At 60.3% G+C, this 18296-nt stretch carries 16 protein-coding genes; 12 read left to right on the top strand and 4 right to left on the bottom strand.

Annotation, left to right across the window (positions count from 1 at the left end):
• Nucleotides 1-162 precede the first annotated feature (162 nt).
• Genes hemC through AB5Z05_RS00715 form a run of 4 tightly spaced genes read left to right on the top strand, consistent with a single transcriptional unit; the run spans nucleotide 163 to nucleotide 4043 of the window.
• The gene (hemC, locus tag AB5Z05_RS00730; protein ID WP_139740585.1) at nucleotides 163-1092 is read left to right on the top strand and encodes a hydroxymethylbilane synthase; all 930 of its coding nucleotides are present in this window, start codon (nucleotides 163-165) and stop codon (nucleotides 1090-1092) included.
• Nucleotides 1089-1823, top strand: coding sequence for a uroporphyrinogen-III synthase (locus tag AB5Z05_RS00725; protein ID WP_236341208.1), 735 nt, complete (start codon nucleotides 1089-1091; stop codon nucleotides 1821-1823). Before hemC ends, AB5Z05_RS00725 begins: the two co-directional genes overlap by 4 nt.
• Entirely contained in the window at nucleotides 1820-2869 is a 1050-nt protein-coding gene (locus AB5Z05_RS00720; RefSeq protein WP_236341209.1) for a uroporphyrinogen-III C-methyltransferase, read from the top strand. The genes AB5Z05_RS00725 and AB5Z05_RS00720 overlap by 4 nt, the downstream gene beginning before the upstream one ends.
• Before the next feature lie 10 nt (nucleotides 2870-2879).
• Nucleotides 2880-4043, top strand: a complete 1164-nt coding sequence (locus tag AB5Z05_RS00715; protein ID WP_368149893.1) for a heme biosynthesis HemY N-terminal domain-containing protein — start codon at nucleotides 2880-2882, stop codon at nucleotides 4041-4043.
• Nucleotides 4044-4113: 70 nt separating this feature from the next.
• On the opposite strand, the gene AB5Z05_RS00710 is transcribed toward AB5Z05_RS00715, so the two are convergent.
• On the bottom strand, nucleotides 4114-4365 hold the full coding sequence (locus tag AB5Z05_RS00710; protein WP_005336384.1) for a YkgJ family cysteine cluster protein: 252 nt from the start codon (nucleotides 4363-4365) through the stop codon (nucleotides 4114-4116).
• 134 nt (nucleotides 4366-4499) lie between these two features.
• Complete coding sequence (gene glpX / locus AB5Z05_RS00705) at nucleotides 4500-5510, bottom strand: class II fructose-bisphosphatase (RefSeq protein WP_005336386.1); 1011 nt, start codon at nucleotides 5508-5510, stop codon at nucleotides 4500-4502.
• A 221-nt stretch (nucleotides 5511-5731) separates the two neighbouring features.
• Here glpX and AB5Z05_RS00700 point away from each other — a divergent pair, with 221 nt between their 5' ends.
• From AB5Z05_RS00700 to AB5Z05_RS00665, 8 genes are all read left to right on the top strand, one after another.
• Nucleotides 5732-6787 (top strand): porin, encoded by a 1056-nt coding sequence (locus AB5Z05_RS00700; RefSeq protein WP_019444867.1) that lies wholly within the window; start codon nucleotides 5732-5734, stop codon nucleotides 6785-6787.
• 120 nt (nucleotides 6788-6907) lie between these two features.
• The gene (locus AB5Z05_RS00695; protein ID WP_100654741.1) at nucleotides 6908-7828 is read left to right on the top strand and encodes an ABC transporter substrate-binding protein; all 921 of its coding nucleotides are present in this window, start codon (nucleotides 6908-6910) and stop codon (nucleotides 7826-7828) included.
• 33 nt (nucleotides 7829-7861) lie between these two features.
• Nucleotides 7862-8740, top strand: coding sequence for an EamA family transporter (locus AB5Z05_RS00690; RefSeq protein ID WP_368149892.1), 879 nt, complete (start codon nucleotides 7862-7864; stop codon nucleotides 8738-8740).
• Nucleotides 8741-9175: 435 nt separating this feature from the next.
• On the top strand, nucleotides 9176-10642 hold the full coding sequence (gene yjeM, locus AB5Z05_RS00685) for a glutamate/gamma-aminobutyrate family transporter YjeM (RefSeq protein WP_368149891.1): 1467 nt from the start codon (nucleotides 9176-9178) through the stop codon (nucleotides 10640-10642).
• 260 nt (nucleotides 10643-10902) lie between these two features.
• Nucleotides 10903-11814 (top strand): D-alanyl-D-alanine endopeptidase, encoded by a 912-nt coding sequence (gene pbpG / locus AB5Z05_RS00680; protein WP_005336410.1) that lies wholly within the window; start codon nucleotides 10903-10905, stop codon nucleotides 11812-11814.
• A gap of 223 nt (nucleotides 11815-12037) precedes the next feature.
• On the top strand, nucleotides 12038-13075 hold the full coding sequence (locus AB5Z05_RS00675) for an acyltransferase (protein ID WP_368149889.1): 1038 nt from the start codon (nucleotides 12038-12040) through the stop codon (nucleotides 13073-13075).
• Between the two features lie 293 nt (nucleotides 13076-13368).
• The gene (locus tag AB5Z05_RS00670) at nucleotides 13369-15411 is read left to right on the top strand and encodes a TonB-dependent siderophore receptor (protein WP_111899793.1); all 2043 of its coding nucleotides are present in this window, start codon (nucleotides 13369-13371) and stop codon (nucleotides 15409-15411) included.
• 21 nt (nucleotides 15412-15432) lie between these two features.
• Complete coding sequence (locus AB5Z05_RS00665) at nucleotides 15433-16098, top strand: PepSY-associated TM helix domain-containing protein (protein WP_368149943.1); 666 nt, start codon at nucleotides 15433-15435, stop codon at nucleotides 16096-16098.
• A 363-nt stretch (nucleotides 16099-16461) separates the two neighbouring features.
• Here the strand turns inward: AB5Z05_RS00665 and AB5Z05_RS00660 are convergent, their stop codons facing one another.
• Nucleotides 16462-17514, bottom strand: coding sequence for a site-specific integrase (locus AB5Z05_RS00660; protein WP_323583902.1), 1053 nt, complete (start codon nucleotides 17512-17514; stop codon nucleotides 16462-16464).
• 9 nt (nucleotides 17515-17523) lie between these two features.
• Nucleotides 17524-18258 (bottom strand): hypothetical protein, encoded by a 735-nt coding sequence (locus AB5Z05_RS00655; protein ID WP_203764106.1) that lies wholly within the window; start codon nucleotides 18256-18258, stop codon nucleotides 17524-17526.
• Nucleotides 18259-18296: the final 38 nt, after the last annotated feature.

Genomic DNA, 18296 nt, shown 5'->3' with positions numbered 1-18296 from the left:
ACTCCAATACATTCAATGAATTAATCAACACCGCTTGCTTAATGAAAATCATTTTCAGCATGCATTTTTGAGCTTGGCCCCGCTTTTGCCGGCTCCGCCATGAAAGCCCGGGCAAAGGGTGGTAATATCGATTTCCTTCTAAAAATGAAACAACTGATTGATATGGCAGCCCGAACCCTGAAAATTGCCACTCGCAAGAGCCCGCTGGCCCTGTGGCAGGCCAACTTTGTCAAAGACCGGCTCGAAGCCCTGCACCCGCAGTTGCAGGTCGAACTGGTGCCCATGAGCACTCAGGGTGACAAGATCCTCGATACCCCGCTGGCCAAAGTGGGCGGCAAGGGATTGTTCGTCAAGGAGCTGGAGACCGCCATGCTGGAAGGACGGGCCGATATCGCCGTTCACTCCATGAAAGACGTGCCGGTGGAGTTCCCCGAGGGGCTCGGTCTGCACACCATCTGCGAACGGGAAGATCCCCGCGATGCTTTCGTCTCCAATCGTTTCAAGGCCATTGCCGAACTGCCGCAAGGGGCCGTGGTCGGCACCTCCAGTCTCCGTCGTCAGTGCCAGCTGCGCGCCGCGCGCCCGGATCTGGTGATCCGCGACCTGCGTGGCAACGTCAACACTCGCCTCGCCAAGCTGGATGCCGGTGAGTACGACGCCATCATCCTCGCCGCCGCCGGTCTGAAACGACTGGAGATGGCGCACCGCATCACCGCCTTTATCGAACCGGAGCAGAGTCTGCCCGCCAACGGTCAGGGGGCTGTCGGCATCGAATGCCGCCTCGACGACGTTGAGCTGCACGCTCTGCTGGCGCCGCTGGAGCACGCCGAGACCCGCGCCAGGGTGTTGACCGAGCGAGCCATGAACCGCGCTCTGCAAGGGGGATGTCAGGTGCCTATCGGTGCCTACGCACTGGTCGAAGGCGAGCAGATCTGGCTGCGCGGTCTGGTGGGCAGCCCGGATGGCAGCCAGGTAATCCGTGACGAGATCCGCGGCCCGCTGGCCGATGGTGAGGCCCTCGGCGAGCAGTTGGCCCAGCGCCTGCTGGCCGCCGGTGCCGACGAGATCCTGGCCGAGGTCTACCGCGCATGACCCCGCTGGTGGTGCGTCCGGCCATTCAGGCCGCCGATCTGGTGCAGTTGTTGCGCCAGCACGGCCATGCACCACTCTGCTGCCCGCTGCTGGAAACCGTGGCGGGCAGCGAACTCCCTCTCCTGCCCGACCTGCTGCGCAGTGCTGACGCGGTTATTGCCGTCAGCATTCATGCCGTTCATTTTGCACACGATTTTCTGTTGCAAACTGGTCAGACCTGGCCACATATTGAGTTCTTTGCGGTGGGTCAGGCCAGCGCAGATGCGTTTGCAGCCATAGGCATCACGGCAAGCTGCCCGGATGACCCGCGCAGCGAAGGGCTGCTGGCCCTGCCCGCCCTGCAGCAGGTAGCAGGCAAACGGGTGCTGATCCTGCGCGGCAATGGCGGGCGGGATCTCATCGCCAGCACACTGGCCTCACGCGGTGCTCTGGTGCACTATTGTGCGGCCTATGAGCGCCACTACCCCGAGCTGGACGGGGAGACATTAACCCGCCACTGGCAGGCAGCCGGGCTGGACAGCCTGCTCATTACCAGTGGTGAACTGCTGCAACGGCTGCTGGAGCTGGTTCCCGACCACCAGCGGCCCTGGCTTTTTGACCGCCTGCTGGTGGTCCCCAGCCCGCGCGTGGCCGAGATGGCCAGCGCAGCGGGCTTTATCCATATCACGATTGCCCAAGGTGCATCCAACCAGGCCCTGACGGCCGCACTGGAACTGAGGAAGATGGAATGACAGAACAACAAGAATCCCAGGTCAAACCCCAGCCGACCGCTGCGGTCAATGGCAACAAGAGCCGCTCCGGTGCCGTACTGGGAGGGGTCGCCATCCTGCTGGCCCTTGGCCTGACCGGCGGTCTCTATCTGCACGGTCACAAGAATGCCGTGGCCCAGCAGGCCGAACTGGCCCAGCTCAAGCAACAGCTGGCGAGCGCCCTGAGCAAGATCGACCAGACCAGCAGCAAGGATGCCGAGCAGCTGGCCGCGCTGGATCAAACCCAGCAACGGCTGCAGGGGGAGATGCAGGGTCTGCAGAACCGGGTACTGGACCTGAATGACAAGCGCCCCAACGACTGGATGCTGGCCGAATCCGAGTATCTGGTACGGATGGCGGGCCGCAAACTGTGGCTGGAGCATGACCTCGTCTCCGCCATCACCCTGCTCGGCAATGCCGACGAGCGGATCGCCGCCCTCAACGACCCCAGCCTGATGCCGATCCGCAAGGCGCTGGCCGAGGATATCGCCAAGCTCAAGGGGATGCCGCGCATCGACCGCGAGGGGCTGACCCTCAAGCTGGCCGCGCTGTCCGACCAGATCGAGCTGCTGCCCCTCTCCACCGTCAGCATGCCGGAAGCCAAGGCCGAGCCGGATCAGGCGGTCAGCGCCAATCCCGACGAGTGGGAGAGCAACCTGAAGAAGAACTGGGTCAAGTTCACCGAGAACTTCGTCACCATCCGTCGCCGCGATGGCGCGGTCGAGGCCCTGCTCTCGCCGCAGCAGGAGATCTTCCTGCGTGAAAACCTCAAAACCAAGCTGTTGCAGGCCCAGCTCTCCGTCTATCGCGAGCAGCAGGCGCTCTACGAAGACAGCCTGGACAAGGCCCAACGCTGGCTGACCCAGTATTTCGACACCGACAACAGCGCCACCCGCTACATGCAGGGCGAGATCGACAAGCTCAAGGGTGAGCAGATCCAGATCGACTATCCGGCCCAGTTCAAGACCCAGGCCATGCTGGAGCAGGTGCTGACCGAACGCCTGCAACGCATTCTGGCCAGCAGCTGAGGAGGGCACCATGATCCGTATAATCATTCTGGTTGCCGTGATGGTCGCAGGGCTGATCTTTGGCCCGCAAGCCTCCGGTAACAAGGGCTATGTGCTGATTGCCCTTGGCAATTACACCATCGAATCCTCCGTCACCAGCGCGGTGATCCTGGCCGTGCTGTTCTACGGCGCCCTGCTGATCGTCGAGTGGCTGCTGGGTCGGGTATTCGGCCTGCGCCGCAAGACCCTCGGCTGGTACGGCTCGCGCCGCCGCCGCAAGGCCAATCAACAGACCGTCGCCGCCACCCTGGCAATGGCCGAAGGGCACTACAGTCAGGCTGAAAAGCTGATGATCAAGGGGGCCAGCAACAGCGACACCCCGCTGCTCAACTACCTGAGCGCCGCCAAGGCGGCACAGGCCCGTGGTGACGACGCCCGCCGGGATCAATACCTGCAAAAAGCGCAGGAAGAGAATCCCAAAGCCGAGCTGGCGCTCACCCTGACCCAGACCCAGCTGCAGATCGAGCAGGGCCAGTACGATACCGCACTGGCGATGCTGGAGTCGGTCTACGCCCTCAACCCGCGCCACCCCATGGTGCTGGATCAGCTGCGTCAGGTACATCTGGCCCGTCAGGACTGGAGCGCCCTATGCGACCTGATCCCGGCGCTGCACAAGGTGGGCAAGCTGACCCCGAAACAGGAAGAAGATCTGCTGCAACAAGCCTGGTGTGGTCGCCTGCAACAGGCTGCCGGCAGCCTCGAGACCCTCCAGGCGGTATGGCAGGATCTGCCGCGCAAACTGCGCCTCGAGCCAGAACTGCTGGCCTGCTACGGCGATCTGCTGCGCCAGCTGGGCGCCGACGGCGAGGCTGCCACCCTGTGGCAGGAGGCGCTGCGCAAACAGCCGATGCCCCAGTTGCTGGCTCGCCTGCCCAAGCTGAAACTCGACAGTTACCAGCCGCTGCTGGCACTGCTGCAAAAACAGCAGGGGCAACCGGAGGTGGACACCGCACTGGCCCAGCTCTATCTGCTGGCAGGTCAACTGGACGATGCCCAGAAGCTGCTGGAACAGGAGGTGGAGCGAGCGCCGAGCGCCGCCGCCTATCACGCTCTCGGCCAGCTGATGGACAAGCGCCGCCTTACCAACAAGGCCAACGAGTACTATCGTCAGGCACTGGAACTGGCGGGGATCTGATCCCCGGCAAACAGAAACGCGAGAGGCCGCATGATGCGGCCTCTTTTTTTATCTCTTCGCCCTACCCTCGTCAGGTGGTGAGCCGCTCCAGCTCGCCGATCAGCCAGATGGCCTCGGCGCGATGGCTGCCGCACACATCCATCATGGGGCGAAAACCGCCGCACACCGCCGGCCGCTCCGGTTGACCGAAGATCTTGCAGCCAAGGGCGCTATCGAGCTGGATACAGGGGACGCCAGCCGGTTTGCCATCTGGCATACCGGGAATGGCACTGCTGATACTGGGGGCGATGCAACAGGCAGCGCAGCCGCTACGACACTCCATAGACTCCACTCCTTTGGGACGGTCTGAGCCACCATAGCCGAAGCGGCGGCACAAACGTAGCTGGCACACAACAAAAAGCCCGACCGCACGGGCGATCGGGCTTCAAACAACACAGCCGGTTCAGCGAGCCATCATCACAGGATGATATCGCGTACCACGCTGTCTTTGCGCTCAAGGTAATGGATCGACTTGATACGACGAATGGTGCGGGATTTACCACGGATCAACAGAGTCTCGGTGGTCGCCATCACGCCATCGCTGGTGATGCCGTCCAGCAGATCACCCTTGGTGATGCCGGTGGCGGAGAAGATGACGTTGTCATTCTTCGCCATGTCTTCCAGCTTGAGCACCTTGTTGACATCGATGCCCAGCGCTTCGCAGCGGGCAATTTCCTGCTCGCCCAGCGCACGCACTTCCGGGCTGTCGCCCTTGACGCGGTGACGCGGCACCAGACGGGCCTGCATGTCGCCATCCAGCGCGCGGATCACCGCCGCGGAGATCACCCCTTCCGGTGCGCCGCCGATGCCATACAGCATGTCGACTTCGCTGTCCGGCAGACAGGTGAGGATGGAGGCGGCAACGTCACCATCAGGAATGGCGAACACCCGCACACCCAGACCCTGCATCTCCTTGATTGCCTTGTCATGACGCGGCTTGGCCAGGGTAATGACGGTCAGACGGGAGAGCGGCTTGCCCAGCGCCTTGGCCACGGACTTCAGGTTCAGCTCGAGAGCCTGATCCAGGTCGATGGCGCCTTTGGCCTTGGGCCCGACGATCAGCTTTTCCATGTACATATCAGGCGCTTTCAGGAAAGAACCCTTGTCGCCCACCGCCAGCACGGCCAGCGCGTTAGCCTGACCCATGGCAGTCATGCGGGTACCCTCGATGGGATCGACCGCGATATCCACCGCGTCGCCGTGTCCGGTACCAACCTTCTCGCCAATATAGAGCATCGGCGCTTCATCAATTTCACCTTCGCCGATCACAATCTCACCATCGATCTCGATCTGGTTGAGAATGTGGCGCATGGCCGCTACGGCCGCCCCATCAGCGATATTCTTGTCACCACGTCCGAGCCACTTGTAGCCAGCCAGTGCAGCCGCTTCCGTCACTCGGGAAAACTCGATTGCCAGTTCACGTCTCATCGCATATCCAACCTATGGAGCTCGAAAACGGGCGGCATTCTACCACAAGGGCAAACCTTTGCGCACAAAAGTAGCCGCTGCGAGCAAGAATGTAGCCAATTCATCCAATTGCAACCCAACTGCCATCGACTCTTCATCCAACTGTCACCCCGCTGTCATCCCCGCTGCCTAGCATGACCCCGTTTTCAAAACAAAAGCTTGCAACACCACAAGGGATTAAGATGAAAAAGCTGACTGTAGTGGCACTGGCTCTCACCGCAGCCTTCCAGGCTCAAGCCGTTGAAGTGTACAAAAATGACACCTCCATGCTGGATCTCTATGGCCGTATCTACGCTGGCCACTTCTTTGGTGACAAGAAGGAACTGGATGCCAGCGGCAAACCGAAAAGCGAATACAGCGACAAACAGGGTGCCAACCAGTTTGTCCGTTTCGGCGCCAAGGCCGAGACCCAGATCCAGAGCGGCCTGAAGGCTCTGGCTCAGTACGAAGTACAGATGTATATCAATGACAGCGAGAAGACCATCAGCGAGAACTCCGACAACCTGCGCACCCGTCTGGCGTTCGCCGGTGTCGGCGCTGACTGGGGCACCGTGACCTTCGGTCGCCAGAAAGGGGCCCCGGGTTTCCTGGCCGACTGGACTGATGTTTCCCTCTCCGACGGCTACGGCAACGAAGCGCTGGGCGCCAAGACCGACACCTTCGCCACCAACCGCGCCGGTTCCGTGCTGAAATACTCCGGCCTGTTCAATGGCTTCCAGCTCGACACCAGCTACAAGTTCGACGGTGGTGACACCGAAGAGACCACCAGCAAGGATAGCGACGCCGCCTACGGTGCTGCCGTGGCCTACACCTTCCCGTTCAACCTGTCTCTGGGTACCGCTTACAACGTCGGTATCCGTGACAAGAGCGGTGAAGAAGATGCCAAGCTGTGGCTGATCTCCGCCAAGTTCGACAACAAGGCCGCCTACGCTGCCCTGAGCTATGCCGATGGCAGCGACTTCCTGGCGACCGGCACCGATCACACCGGTTGGGAAGCCGCGCTGGGCTACAACTTCGAGAACGGCTTCGGTCTGATGGCCCTGTGGAACAAACAGGAGCAGGACAAGGCTGGTATCAAGAAAGACAACGTGGATTACTACACCCTGGGTGCCCAGTACAAATTCAACAAGAACCTGCGGGTGATTGGCGAGTACCGTATCAACAATCTGGACAGCAAGGAGAGCGGCAAGCTCAACGTCAAGGATGACTTCCAGCTGGCTGCCCGCTACGACTTCTAATCGAGGTTTTGCGGATCCCCAAAGCGCGATGGCTTGCCATCGCGCTTTTTGCTGGGCATCGCTCACGACCGGAGAAAGTGGCCTAGGCTCAACAGTAGATGTATCGCCGGAGAGATGATCATGGTCAGGCTGCCTTTCGTCCTGCTGTTGCTGCTGGCTCTTCCCGCTCACGCCCTCTCTATCGCCATGGTGCTGTGGCGCGGTGAAACCGCAGCCGAAGCGGGCTTTCGGGCAGAGCTGACCCGTCTTGGCTATCAGGCCACCATCACCACCTATAACGCCGATCAGGATCGTACGGCGCTGGCAACCATGCTGCGCCAGCAGATGCTGCCGAAACTGGCCGAATACGACTACATCTACACCTTTGGCACCACCGCCACCACCATGACCAAGAGTCTGGTGGCCAACCGCAAACCTCTGATTTTCAATGTGGTCTCCGATCCGGTCGGGGCAGACATCCTCTCGGAAGACAAAGCCCAGAACAGCATGGTGGCCGGGGTAAGCAACATGGTGCCGATGGCACTGCAACTGGCCAACGCCAGCGAGCATCTGGCCACCGGCAAACGGCTGCTGCTACCCTTCAACCCCCGTGAGCAGAACACCCTGCTGGTGGCCGATATGCTGCTCAATGAAGCGAAACGCTATCAGTGGCAGATGGTCACCTGGCGAATGGCCCCTGACCCACGGCGGCTGGACAACGAACTGAAGCGGCTGCAACAGGATGCCAAAAACGACATCGTCTTTCTGGCCGCAGACAGCTATCTGCTCTCCATCGCCCCCCGCCTGCTGAATGCGCTCAACGCAGCTGCCATCCCTACCATCTGCAGTGCCGAGCTGTTCGTCGAACACGGCTGCAGCGTTGGCACCATCAGCAGCTACGAGGCGCTGGGCAAGATGGCCGCCGGGATCATCCATCGCCATCAGCAGGGAACAGAGTTGCAGGATATTCCGCTGCAGACCGACCCCCATCCCAAACTGGTGCTGGGGCAGCTGGGTAACGCCACCACGCAGGAGGCTAGCCCCGAAAAGCCGAAGCCTTGATAAAGATCTCGGCCAATCAGGCTCCGGGCGGGTATGCTGTTGACCCCCATCGCCCGAGAGCCCTTTCCCATGAGCACCACCGTCTTTTTTGCCGTTCTGCTGGCAGCCCTGCTTCACGCCAGCTGGAATGCGCTGGTCAAAATTGGCGAAGAGCGGCTGGTGGGGGTGTCACTGGTGGCGATCTTCTCAGGGCTTATCGCCGCCGTGGCGCTGCTGCCCATGGGGCTTCCCTCTGCTGCCGAGCTGCCCTGGCTCGGCCTCTCAGTCCTGCTCCATATCGGTTACTGCCTGTTTCTCAGTCATGCCTACAATCAGGGCGATTTTGGCCAGATCTATCCGTTGGCCCGTGGCAGTGCCCCGCTGCTCGCCATGGCGTTAAGTGCCATATTGCTGGGGGACTACCCCGGTTACGGCGGCCTCATCGGCGCCTGCATGCTGATCATGGGGGTCTTGCTGATGGCCTGGCGAGGTGGGCAGCAGCGCCTTGACAGCAAAGCGGTTCGGGCAGCACTGATCACGGCCATGTTCACGGCGACCTATACCCTCTCGGATGGAGCCGGCGCCCGCGCAGGGGGTGAACCGGTACGCTACACCCTCTGGCTCTTTGCCTGTACCGGGCTGGCGATGCTGCTGGTGCTGCTCGTCCACCAGAGACGTAACGCCTGGCGCCAGATCCGTCGCCATGCGATGGCGGGAATGGCAGGAGGAGCCATGTCACTGCTCGCCTACGGGATTGTTATCTGGGCCATGACCCAAGCCCCCATTGGCGTGGTCGCGGCTCTGCGCGAAAGCAGTGTGCTGTTTGCCATGCTGCTCTCGGTCTGGCTGCTGAAAGAGCCGCTCGGGCGCATACGGCTGACGGCGGCGGCCATTATTACCGGCGGCGTGCTGCTGACCCGGCTGGGAGGATAAGCGCTGTCGCCATTGGGGCGCATTTATCAGGCAGGATGGCGTAATTCACTCCGCCAAATATGCCGAATACGAATAATGGAAATAAGTGTCGGCCCGGGCGTAAATGTTTACATCCGCAACGTATCAATTAACTGGCAGGTCTGTTTATTTCAACCACAGCTTCATTCGGGAAACTTACCTGCCCAGCAGCATTAATGATAAAATCATTCACAGTTAATTTTCGGCAACGCTGACCAATACCGCGCATGGCATAGACCATGCCGCTCCGCCCATACATTCATTGACCGCCTGACGGGTAAGCCAGCCCGGTCAGAGATGACCCGATCGCGCCCGCCACAACAAGATGGCATGGCGCTACCGCGTTATTAATGGGTCCGGTTTCGTCCGTTTAATTTTTGATTATTTTAAATCCAGCACTATCAGGGAGTTTTTAATATGTCAGCAAAAAAGCTGAAGTTAGGCGCCTTTATATTGATGATATTAACATCGGTATTTGGCGTCACTAATATCGGGATCGGTTTTTACCGAATGGGATATGCCGCCATTCCGATGTTCGTGATCGGCGGTCTGTTTTTCTTCATCCCGTTCATTTTGATGATGATCGAATTCGGCACCGGCTTTCGCAAAGAGGCGGGCGGTATCTTTACCTGGATGCGCCACTCGGTCTCGACCCGATTCGCCTTTATCGGTCTGACCATGTGGTTCGCCTCCTACGTCATCTGGATGTTTGGCAAGGCGCTCTCCATGTGGGTGCCCCTCTCCTTCATGCTGTTTGGCCGCGACATCACCGTCATCCCGGTCACCCTGGGCACCGGCATCGACTTCGGCCCCTTTATTCTGGGCGTGGTCGCCATCGGGCTGGTTGCCACCGTCACCAAGCTCATCACCCTGGGTAGCGCCCGCTTCGCCAAAGTGGCGGCTATCGGCGGCCTCTCCGTGGTGGCACTCAACGTGTTGCTGCTGGTCGGCGGCGTCTTCACCTTCGCGGTGAGCGGCATGACTCTGCAGGAGCCCTTCACCCAGGCATCGCTGACGGCGTCTCCCAATGCCGCTTTCAACGATATCATCCCCTTCCTCGGCTTTATGGTGTTCGCCATCTTCGCCTACGGCGGGGTCGAGGCGATGGCCGGGGTGGCTGACGAGCTGGAAGATCCCGAGCGCGACCTCAAGCGCGGCATCTTCCTCTCCGGCGCCTTCATCGTGCTCTGCTACATCATCGGCTTTCTGGCGGTTGGCTCCATCATGCGCTGGAGCGACTTCCCGGCCGAGGGAATCACCTCTCTCTCCGCCCTTTTCATCATCATGCTGGAGCTGGGGCGCCATCTCGGTGGCGAGTGGCTGGGACAGGTGTTCATGCGCTTTGCCGGATTGGGCATGTTCCTGAGCTATCTGGGTGCCTTTATCGCCCTCTCCTACGCACCGCTGCGCCAGTTCATCACCGGCACCCCGAGCTACTTCTGGCCGGAGCGTTTCCAGCGCGAAAACGAGAATGGCGTGCGGATTGAAGCCCTCAAAGTGCAAGCTTGGGTGGTCTGTCTGTTCATTGCCGCCAAGTCCATCTTTACCCTGATCAACCCGGAAGGGGCCGCCGCCCTCTATGAGCTGATCATCACCATGACCAACGTCGGCATGACCCTGCCCTACATGTTCCTCATCTACGCCTGGTATCGCTATCGCAACAACCCGGCGCTGGACAAGGATCTGATCTTCTTCAAGAGCGCGGGCTCGGTACTGCTGGCCACCATCATCAGCCTGATCCTGGTCGCCTTCGGCAACGTCTTTACCGTGGTCGCCCCCTTTATCTCCGGCGATATCTCCACCGGCGTCTGGACCATCATTGGCCCGCTGCTCTTCGTGGTGATCGCCATGCGCTTCAAGATCAAGCAGGAAGATGCCCACTAACCGGCAGGCAATGCTCCATGCCAATCGGGACCGTTCTGGTCCCGATTTTTTTAGCGCTGGCTTCCGCTCATCATCACGGCCAGCCCATAGTTTCAATGCAAAAAAAAGACTCCATGGAGACCTCTTTTACGCACTCCTCGCCGTCAAAGCACGCCCAGCGCCGTAAATTATCAATATCAAGGTGAGAATGATTGTGAAGCGCCAGTTCACGACATATAACTTAGCGAGATATCCCTGTATTTCGTCCGGTAGAGCTGATCATGATGATGCGTTCCCTCCTTCCCCTGTTGCTTGGCGCAGTAATGTTGCCGGCCACTATGGACAGTGCCCATGCCAACCCCTTTTCCGCCAGCAGCAAGAGCAGCAGCGGCTTTCTCGAGCGACGGGATGTGCCCAACCTCAGCTCGGCCGCTTTCGTGGTGGCCAACCACAGAACCGGCGAGGTGATCTCCGAGCGCAACGGCAACCGGGTCATGCCCATCGCCTCACTCACCAAGCTGATGACGGCGCTGGTGGTGCTGGATGCCAACCTGCGCCTCAACGAAATGCTCACCGTGACCAATGCCGACATCGACCGCATCAAGGGAACCGGCTCGCGCTTGGCCATCGGTTCCAGGCTCAGTCGCGCCGAAATGCTCCATATCGCCCTGATGTCCTCTGAAAACCGCGCCGCCTCGGCGCTGGCCCGCCACTATCCCGGCGGCCAGCGTGCCTTTGTCGAGGCGATGAATGCCAAGGCCCGCATGCTGGGGATGTGGAATACCCGCTACGCCGACAGCACAGGGCTCAACCCGCGCAATGTCTCCACCGCGCAGGATCTCGCCAAACTCGCCGCCGCAGCGGCCTCCTATCCGCTGATCCGCCAGTACTCCACCGACGAGCAGAGTTATGTGCGCACCAACAAGCGTCAGCTGCACTACCTCAACTCCAACCGGTTGATCCGCGAAGGGCAATGGGAGTTCACCCTCTCCAAGACCGGCTATATCCGCGAAGCGGGCCGCTGTCTGGTGCTGGGCACCAAGGTCAATCGCGAGCCGGTGATCATGGTGCTGCTCAATGCCGAGACCACCAACGATAGGGTCGCCGATGCCAAGCGGATCAAAACCTGGCTGGAGAGCTCGGGCAGAACCACCCTGGCCGCCAACCAGAGCAGCATGCTGACTCACCAGTAAGCTCGAGATCCCCAACCAAGCGAGGCGCCCGCCTCGCTTTTTTTATCTGCATGAGCGCGCCCAAAAAACGGGAGCTTGCTCCCGCTACAGGTAACACCTTCCGCCATCCCGTTACAAAACGTAACTACTCAACAGCGTGAATCACACTAATAGAATCAATTGGTTGTAACCTGGCAGCGAGAATTTTAGCGTGCCATCACAACCCCTGTAACGACGAGCCACCATGCGTATTTCCAGTATCGAGTGCGGGCGGGTACTGGCCATTCTGGCCGTGATGACCATTCACGTATCCCCCTTCGCCAATCCCTTCAATCCCGCCCTGTGGGGAAGCGGATCCTGGTTCTGGCTGAGCGGCACCATCAACCAGCTATGCCGCTTTGCCGTGCCGCTGTTTTTCCTCTGTGCCGGTTACTTTCAGCAGCCGAAACTGAGCCGCGAAGCGCCGCTGACTGTTGCCTGGCACTACTGCCGCCCCTTGCTGTTGCTCTGGCTGGTGTGGAGTCTGGTCTACCTGCTAGTGCCGTTCAATCCGCTGGATGCCGTGCAACAGGGCTATCTGGCCTCCCTGCGCGGGCAATGGCAATTCCAGCTCGGCGACCCCCTCAACAGCTGGCTGGTGGGCGGCATGATCCACCTCTGGTTCCTGCCAGCCCTCGTCATGGCGGTGGCCCTGCTGGCACTCTGCTACCGGCTTGGCAGACCAGCGCTCGCCCTCTGGCTGGGTCTTGGCCTCTACCTGCTGGCGCTGCTGGGGGGCTCCTATGCCAAGCCGCTACTGGGCGCCGAGTGGCCACTGCTCACCCGTAACGGCCCCTTCTTCTCCCTGCTGTTTGTGGCGCTTGGCGCCCTGCTGCGCCAGCGTCAGTGGCAGCCCGATGCCCGCACCGGCTGGCAACTGCTGCTGGCGGGCGTGGCGATCTATGGCTGTGAAGCCTGGGCGCTGCAGCACTTCGCCGCAGTGCCGCTCACCCGCCACGACTTCCTGCTCGGCTCTCTTCCCTGGGCTATCGGCCTGTTTGGACTGCTGCTGGCCAACCCCGACTGGGGCAAGGGCAGCTGGCTTGAACGCCAGGCCCCCAAAGTGCTAGGGATCTACTGCCTGCACATGATGCTGGTGGTCTGGCTCTTCGTGTTCGGCCCGCAGGGCGCATCCATCCTGTGGGAGATCGCCAAGGTGCCGCTGCTGCTGGGATCGTCTCTGCTGGCCTATCGCCTGCTGGCGGCCCTGCCACTCGCCCATCGACTGCTGCGTACTCGCTGAGTCCGATATCCGGCCCGTCCTATCGGGCCGGATACCTCTTCACGTTTCGTCTCTTTCTCTTCCGCTACACCCTTTTTCCCTCGCTTCGTTCCCGCGGTTTGCTGCAATGGCTCTGCTTTTCAGCCGAGCTCCCCCGACCGCACAACCCGCCTCCAATGCCACCCTCCATTTTCACCTTGCCAGACAAATGAAAATCAATATCATTGGCATCCCGCTTTGGCGGGTCAGGCTAATTATAATTAAATCAATATGTTCGAGCCGTCAGGTCGACATCCAAAGAGTCAATATTGAATATGCAGCACCCTCACTTTCGCAGAACGCTGGTCTCGCTGGCACTGCTGGGCACCGGTTTCACTGCCCAGGCCGCCGATGAAACCATGACAGTGGTTGGCAAACGCTCCCAGCATCAGGAAGTTGCCACCGCAACCCGTACCAATACGCCAGCCAAGCTGGTTCCCCAGACCATCGACAGCGTCAAGGTCAGCGAGCTGACCGCCTTCGGCCAACCTACGCTGAGTGAAGCCCTGAGCGGTATTCCCGGGGTCAACGCCAGCGGTGATACCCGCTTCGACGGGGTCAATATCCGCGGCTTCAGCGCCAGCAACGACTTCTATCTCGACGGGTTCCGCGACGACATGCAGTACACCCGGGATCTCGGCAACATCGAGCGGGTGGAAGTGCTCAAGGGCCCGGCCGCCGTGCTCTACGGCCGCGGCAGCACGGGGGGCATCGTCAACCGGGTCAGCAAGAAGCCGCAGAAAGGGCAGGAGTCCAGCGTCACCGCCCGGGTCGGCAGCTTTGACAGCCAGCGGCTGGCCGCCGACCTCAATGGCGAGGCGAGTGAGCAGGTGCAACTGCGCCTCAACATGGCGCAAGAGGACAAAGATAGCTTCCGCAACGGCGTGAAGAGCAAGCGCACTCTGCTGGCCCCTTCCGCCAACTGGGAGATCAGCGACAACCTCAACTGGCTGGTGCAGTACGAGCGCAACGAACATGACCGCACCCCGGATCGCGGCATTCCCGGGGTCAATGGCCGTCCGGCCGATGTGCCGCGAGAGTATGTCTACAGCGATACCAGCCGCGACTTCATCGATGACGTGGCACAATCCACCCGCTCACGCCTCTCCTGGGATATCAACGATCAGTGGCAGTTGCGCCAGCAGCTCGGTTACTCCACCCTCGACAGCCAGTTTGACAACACCTATGTCACCAGCGTCAAAGGGGATCAGGTGACCCGCTCCCGCTGGCAGCAGGATCTGAAAGCGAAGAACCTGATCAGCAACACCGAGGCCGAAGGTCTGTTCCAGACCGGCCCGGTGGAACATCGCCTGCTGGTTGGCTTCGAGCAGAACTGGCAGGAGCGCACACCCAAGCTCTACCAGAACGCCACCGCCATCCCGTCTGGCAATCTCTACGATCCGGGCTCGCTGCCTACTTACAATGGAGCCATGAAGCTCTCCAGCGACGCCAAACACAAGGTGCGCGGCAATGGCCTCTATCTGCAGGATCAGCTCAGCCTGGGTGACTGGCATCTGGTTGGCGGGCTGCGCCGTGACGACTTCACCGTCACCAGTCGCCGCTACGACCTCAACAAGGAGGAGAGCGTCTCGGTCAACAGCCTGAGCCCGCGCCTCGGTCTGGTGTGGAATCCCCTCGAGGATCACGCCTTCTACACCTCCTACAGCAAGACCTTCACTCCGGTGGGCGGCGAGCTGATCGGCATCACCCCGGGTGACAAGAACAACGGGCTGGAACCCCAGCACACCCGCCTCTACGAAGGTGGTGTGAAGAGTGACTGGCTGAACGGCAAGCTGGCGACCACTCTCTCCCTCTATCGACTGGAGATGTACAACAAGCGCACCAAGGATCCGCTGGATCCCACCAAGGTGATCCTCACCGGCCTGCAGCGTACCGAAGGGGTCGAACTGAGCGCCCGCGCCGAGCTGACCGACGAGATCTACCTGCGTGGCGGCTTCGCCATTCAGGATGCGGAGCAGGTCAAGGCGGATGCGGATCTGCAGGGCAAGCGCCCGATGAACGTCTCCCGCCAGAATGGCCAGTTCTATCTCGGCTACAAGAGTGGTGAGCAGGGCTGGTTCGGTGAAACCGGCGTGACGGCGGTGGGCGATCGCTTTGCCGACAACGCCAACACCACCACACTGCCCGGTTACGCTCGCTTCGATGCGCGCGCCGGTTATCGCTGGCAGCAGTGGGAAGCCGAGCTGAGCGCCGAAAACCTGACCGATCACGAGTACTTCGTCAGCGCCACCAGTGCCACCCAGATCATGCCGGGCACGCCCCGCCAGCTGAGTCTGACCGGTACCTACCGTTTCTGATCTCTGTGACAACCACCCCGACTGGCCAGCCCTTGCTGGCCAGTTTTTTATGAAGCAACCACGATGAAACGCAGAAGAGTTCCCCTTCACAACAACAAATGGGTACGCCGCCTCCATGCCTGGGCCGGTTTTTTTACCCTCGCCCTGATGCTGATGTACGGCATCACCGGTCTCTGGCTGCAACACCGTGCCGTGTTGCCCATCCCCGGCCCCCACACCGACAAATCGAGTGAAGAGATAGTGCTCAAGGCACCACTCACCAGCCCGGAGCAGCTGAAAAGCCTGCTGCAACAGCGCTATCCCGATACCTTTGCCGACGGGCGAACCATGATCACCCCGGCCCAGACCCTGCCCACCCCGAACGGCCCGCTCACCCTGCCCGCCAAGTGGGAGATGCGCGGCGTCACCCTCAGCCAGAGCGTGGCCGCCAGCTATGTTGAGGGTACCCTGCTGGTACGTACCGACCTGCAGCAAGCTAACTTTGCCGCCAGCCTAAACCGGCTGCACCGCGGCATGGGTACCGGCCTCGGCTGGCAGCTGTTTGGCGATATCGCCGCCCTGGCCCTGCTGCTGCTCGCCCTCACCAGCCTGTTTATGTGGACCAAGCTACACGGCACACCCAGAGCCATCATCGCGCTGACACTCGCTGGCAGCCTCGGCACCCTGCTGTTTGCCCTGCTGGGGTAACGCAGCAATCATGACCTGATGCAGCAAGGTTTGGAAAGAAAACCGCAATAGAAACAGGCCGCTGGCGGTGATGCCGTCAGCGGCCACATCAAGAAAAGGAAATAACGGAGAGCGGAAAAAGAGAAGGGATACCAAGAGGTAACGGGAAGTACTGCCTGCTCAGCAGCAACGCTGCCAATGCGCAGGAACGCCAAAAAACAAAAGGCCATCATTGCTGATGGCCTTTTGTCATGAATTTGATGGTGCCCGGGGTCGGACTCGAACCGACACGGTTATTCACCGGCGGATTTTGAAACCATCGCAAGCCGCAGTGAATCAATGAGTTGCCGTGTTTTCGCGGGTTTGCTTGGGGATGGATGGGGGTTATTGGGTGTCGCTGGTGAGCGCTGCCGCCACTTTGCCGCCATTTTTCATCGCAGTGATCGGGTTGAGTTTGACCGCGTCTTCGAGGTGGTCAGGGGCGAAGTGGGCATAGCGCATGGTCATCTTGATGTCGGTGTGGCCGAGGATGCGCTGCAGCACCAGGATGTTGCCACCGCCCATCATGAAGTGGGAGGCAAAGCTGTGTCTAAGCACGTGGGTTCGCTGGCCGGCCGGCAGGGTGATCCCAGCGCGGCGCAGCGCCTTCTCAAACTCGGCGTAGCAATCACCGAACAGGCGGCCGGTGCGCTTGGGCAGCAAGGCCAACAGCCAGCCGGCCACCGGCACGGTGCGGTTCTTCTTGCCCTTGGTGCGGGTGAAGGTCAGCCGGCCGATGCCGACCTGTGAACGGGTCAGTTTTTCAATCTCGGACCAACGGGCACCGGTCGAGAGACACAGCATCACGATCAGCCACAAATCGTTCAGCCCCGCGCACGCTGCCAGCAACTGCTCGATTTCATCCTGATTGAGAAACGCCAGCTCGGATTCTTGAACCTTGTACTGGCGCAGCACCTCCAGCGGGTTGCCGTGGGCCCACTCCCCCAGACGGCCGAGCTCATTGAACACCGCCTGCAGGTAGAGCAGCTCTCGGTTGATGGTGGTCGGGGAGACTTGTTTGCGCTGACCGGGCACATAAAGCTCGCCGGCCAGTCGCCGCTCACGATAGGCCGCAAACTGCTGGGCAGTGAACTCTGTGGCCAGCGGGTTACCCAGCGCCTCCGCCAACCAGACCAGCTTGTCGCGGCGCCGGTCGCCATCGGTCAGGGTTTGGCCGTGGCGGCCATACCAGAGTGCCACCAGATCGCTCAGCCGCCGCTCATCCGCATGGCCAGCCTCTGGTTGTTGCCAGGGCTGGGCCAGCATGTGTTTTTCCCATGCCAAGGCTTCGCCCTTGGTGGCGAAGCGCTTGCGTTTGCGGGGACCGTCACGGCCTTGGGGATAGACCTCGGCAAGCCAGAGCTTGGGCTTGCCATCATCGAGTTTACGGACTGTCACTTGAGGGAATTACCCATTAACCCTGGGCATGGTCAGTTTTTTTCCGCCATCGAACAGGTAAGTGTCAGGCATCCACTCAAACGTGAGCTTGCTGCGGTCTGTGTTACGCAGCTTGGTATCTTCATTCATGAATTGGTTGTAATCGAAAGTGCCGTTGTAAATCACAGTCTGCCCAGCAGGGATATCGGCATCGTTGGACAGGTTTATCTGTTTGATGATCTCACCAAACACATCCTTGAAGACAACGGTTCCACGAACGCCGATCATCTTTTCGCTGGTGTTATTTTTAAACGCGATCTGGATTTCAAACAGATCTTCTATGCGTTGGGCTTGGAAATCTGAAGGGATGTATTTGAGTGACATCAGGCTCGTAGTCAGCGCTGAATTCATCTCTTTCAGGCTTTCCAGTTGCTTCTGTTTTACTTCGGCCTCCAGTGCAGCTTGCTGGGCTTGCGCCTGGCGCTGTGCTTCTTCCCAGGCTTTCTGAGTCTCGATGGCCGAGCCGATGGTGGTACCCTGTGGAATGCCTTCACCACCGAAGGCTTGGCCAAGACCAGCCCTCATCGAGTAAGCCACCAATAGACGCTTATCCTCTTCGCCCAGTTTTTTAACGGCGCCCTCCAACTTGGTGTCAGCCTTCCAGGTGGAAATATCTGAAGGTAAAACCGTAGTCTTCGGGTCCGTGGGGCCACAGCCGAATAGCACAGCGGATAAAGCGAGCGCGAGCACAGCCTTGGAGTTCATATGCAATCCCTTATTTCTTTGTTATTTGATTGAGGGCG

Origin of the sequence: Aeromonas sp. R2-4 (assembly GCF_040908365.1) — a bacterium.
GTDB classification, from domain to species: domain Bacteria; phylum Pseudomonadota; class Gammaproteobacteria; order Enterobacterales; family Aeromonadaceae; genus Aeromonas; species Aeromonas veronii.
This window is presented reverse-complemented; position numbering and strand designations above follow the sequence as displayed.

Excerpts from the sequence above, each read along its gene's own strand:
- hemC (WP_139740585.1), top strand. The coding sequence starts at position 163 with ATGGCAGCCCGAACCCTGAAAATTGCCACTCGCAAGAGCCCGCTGGCC.
- AB5Z05_RS00725 (WP_236341208.1), top strand. The coding sequence starts at position 1,089 with ATGACCCCGCTGGTGGTGCGTCCGGCCATTCAGGCCGCCGATCTGGTG.
- AB5Z05_RS00720 (WP_236341209.1), top strand. The coding sequence starts at position 1,820 with ATGACAGAACAACAAGAATCCCAGGTCAAACCCCAGCCGACCGCTGCG.
- AB5Z05_RS00715 (WP_368149893.1), top strand. The coding sequence starts at position 2,880 with ATGATCCGTATAATCATTCTGGTTGCCGTGATGGTCGCAGGGCTGATC.
- AB5Z05_RS00710 (WP_005336384.1), bottom strand. The coding sequence starts at position 4,365 with ATGGAGTGTCGTAGCGGCTGCGCTGCCTGTTGCATCGCCCCCAGTATC.
- glpX (WP_005336386.1), bottom strand. The coding sequence starts at position 5,510 with ATGAGACGTGAACTGGCAATCGAGTTTTCCCGAGTGACGGAAGCGGCT.
- AB5Z05_RS00700 (WP_019444867.1), top strand. The coding sequence starts at position 5,732 with ATGAAAAAGCTGACTGTAGTGGCACTGGCTCTCACCGCAGCCTTCCAG.
- AB5Z05_RS00695 (WP_100654741.1), top strand. The coding sequence starts at position 6,908 with ATGGTCAGGCTGCCTTTCGTCCTGCTGTTGCTGCTGGCTCTTCCCGCT.
- AB5Z05_RS00690 (WP_368149892.1), top strand. The coding sequence starts at position 7,862 with ATGCTGTTGACCCCCATCGCCCGAGAGCCCTTTCCCATGAGCACCACC.
- yjeM (WP_368149891.1), top strand. The coding sequence starts at position 9,176 with ATGTCAGCAAAAAAGCTGAAGTTAGGCGCCTTTATATTGATGATATTA.
- pbpG (WP_005336410.1), top strand. The coding sequence starts at position 10,903 with ATGATGATGCGTTCCCTCCTTCCCCTGTTGCTTGGCGCAGTAATGTTG.
- AB5Z05_RS00675 (WP_368149889.1), top strand. The coding sequence starts at position 12,038 with ATGCGTATTTCCAGTATCGAGTGCGGGCGGGTACTGGCCATTCTGGCC.
- AB5Z05_RS00670 (WP_111899793.1), top strand. The coding sequence starts at position 13,369 with ATGCAGCACCCTCACTTTCGCAGAACGCTGGTCTCGCTGGCACTGCTG.
- AB5Z05_RS00655 (WP_203764106.1), bottom strand. The coding sequence starts at position 18,258 with ATGAACTCCAAGGCTGTGCTCGCGCTCGCTTTATCCGCTGTGCTATTC.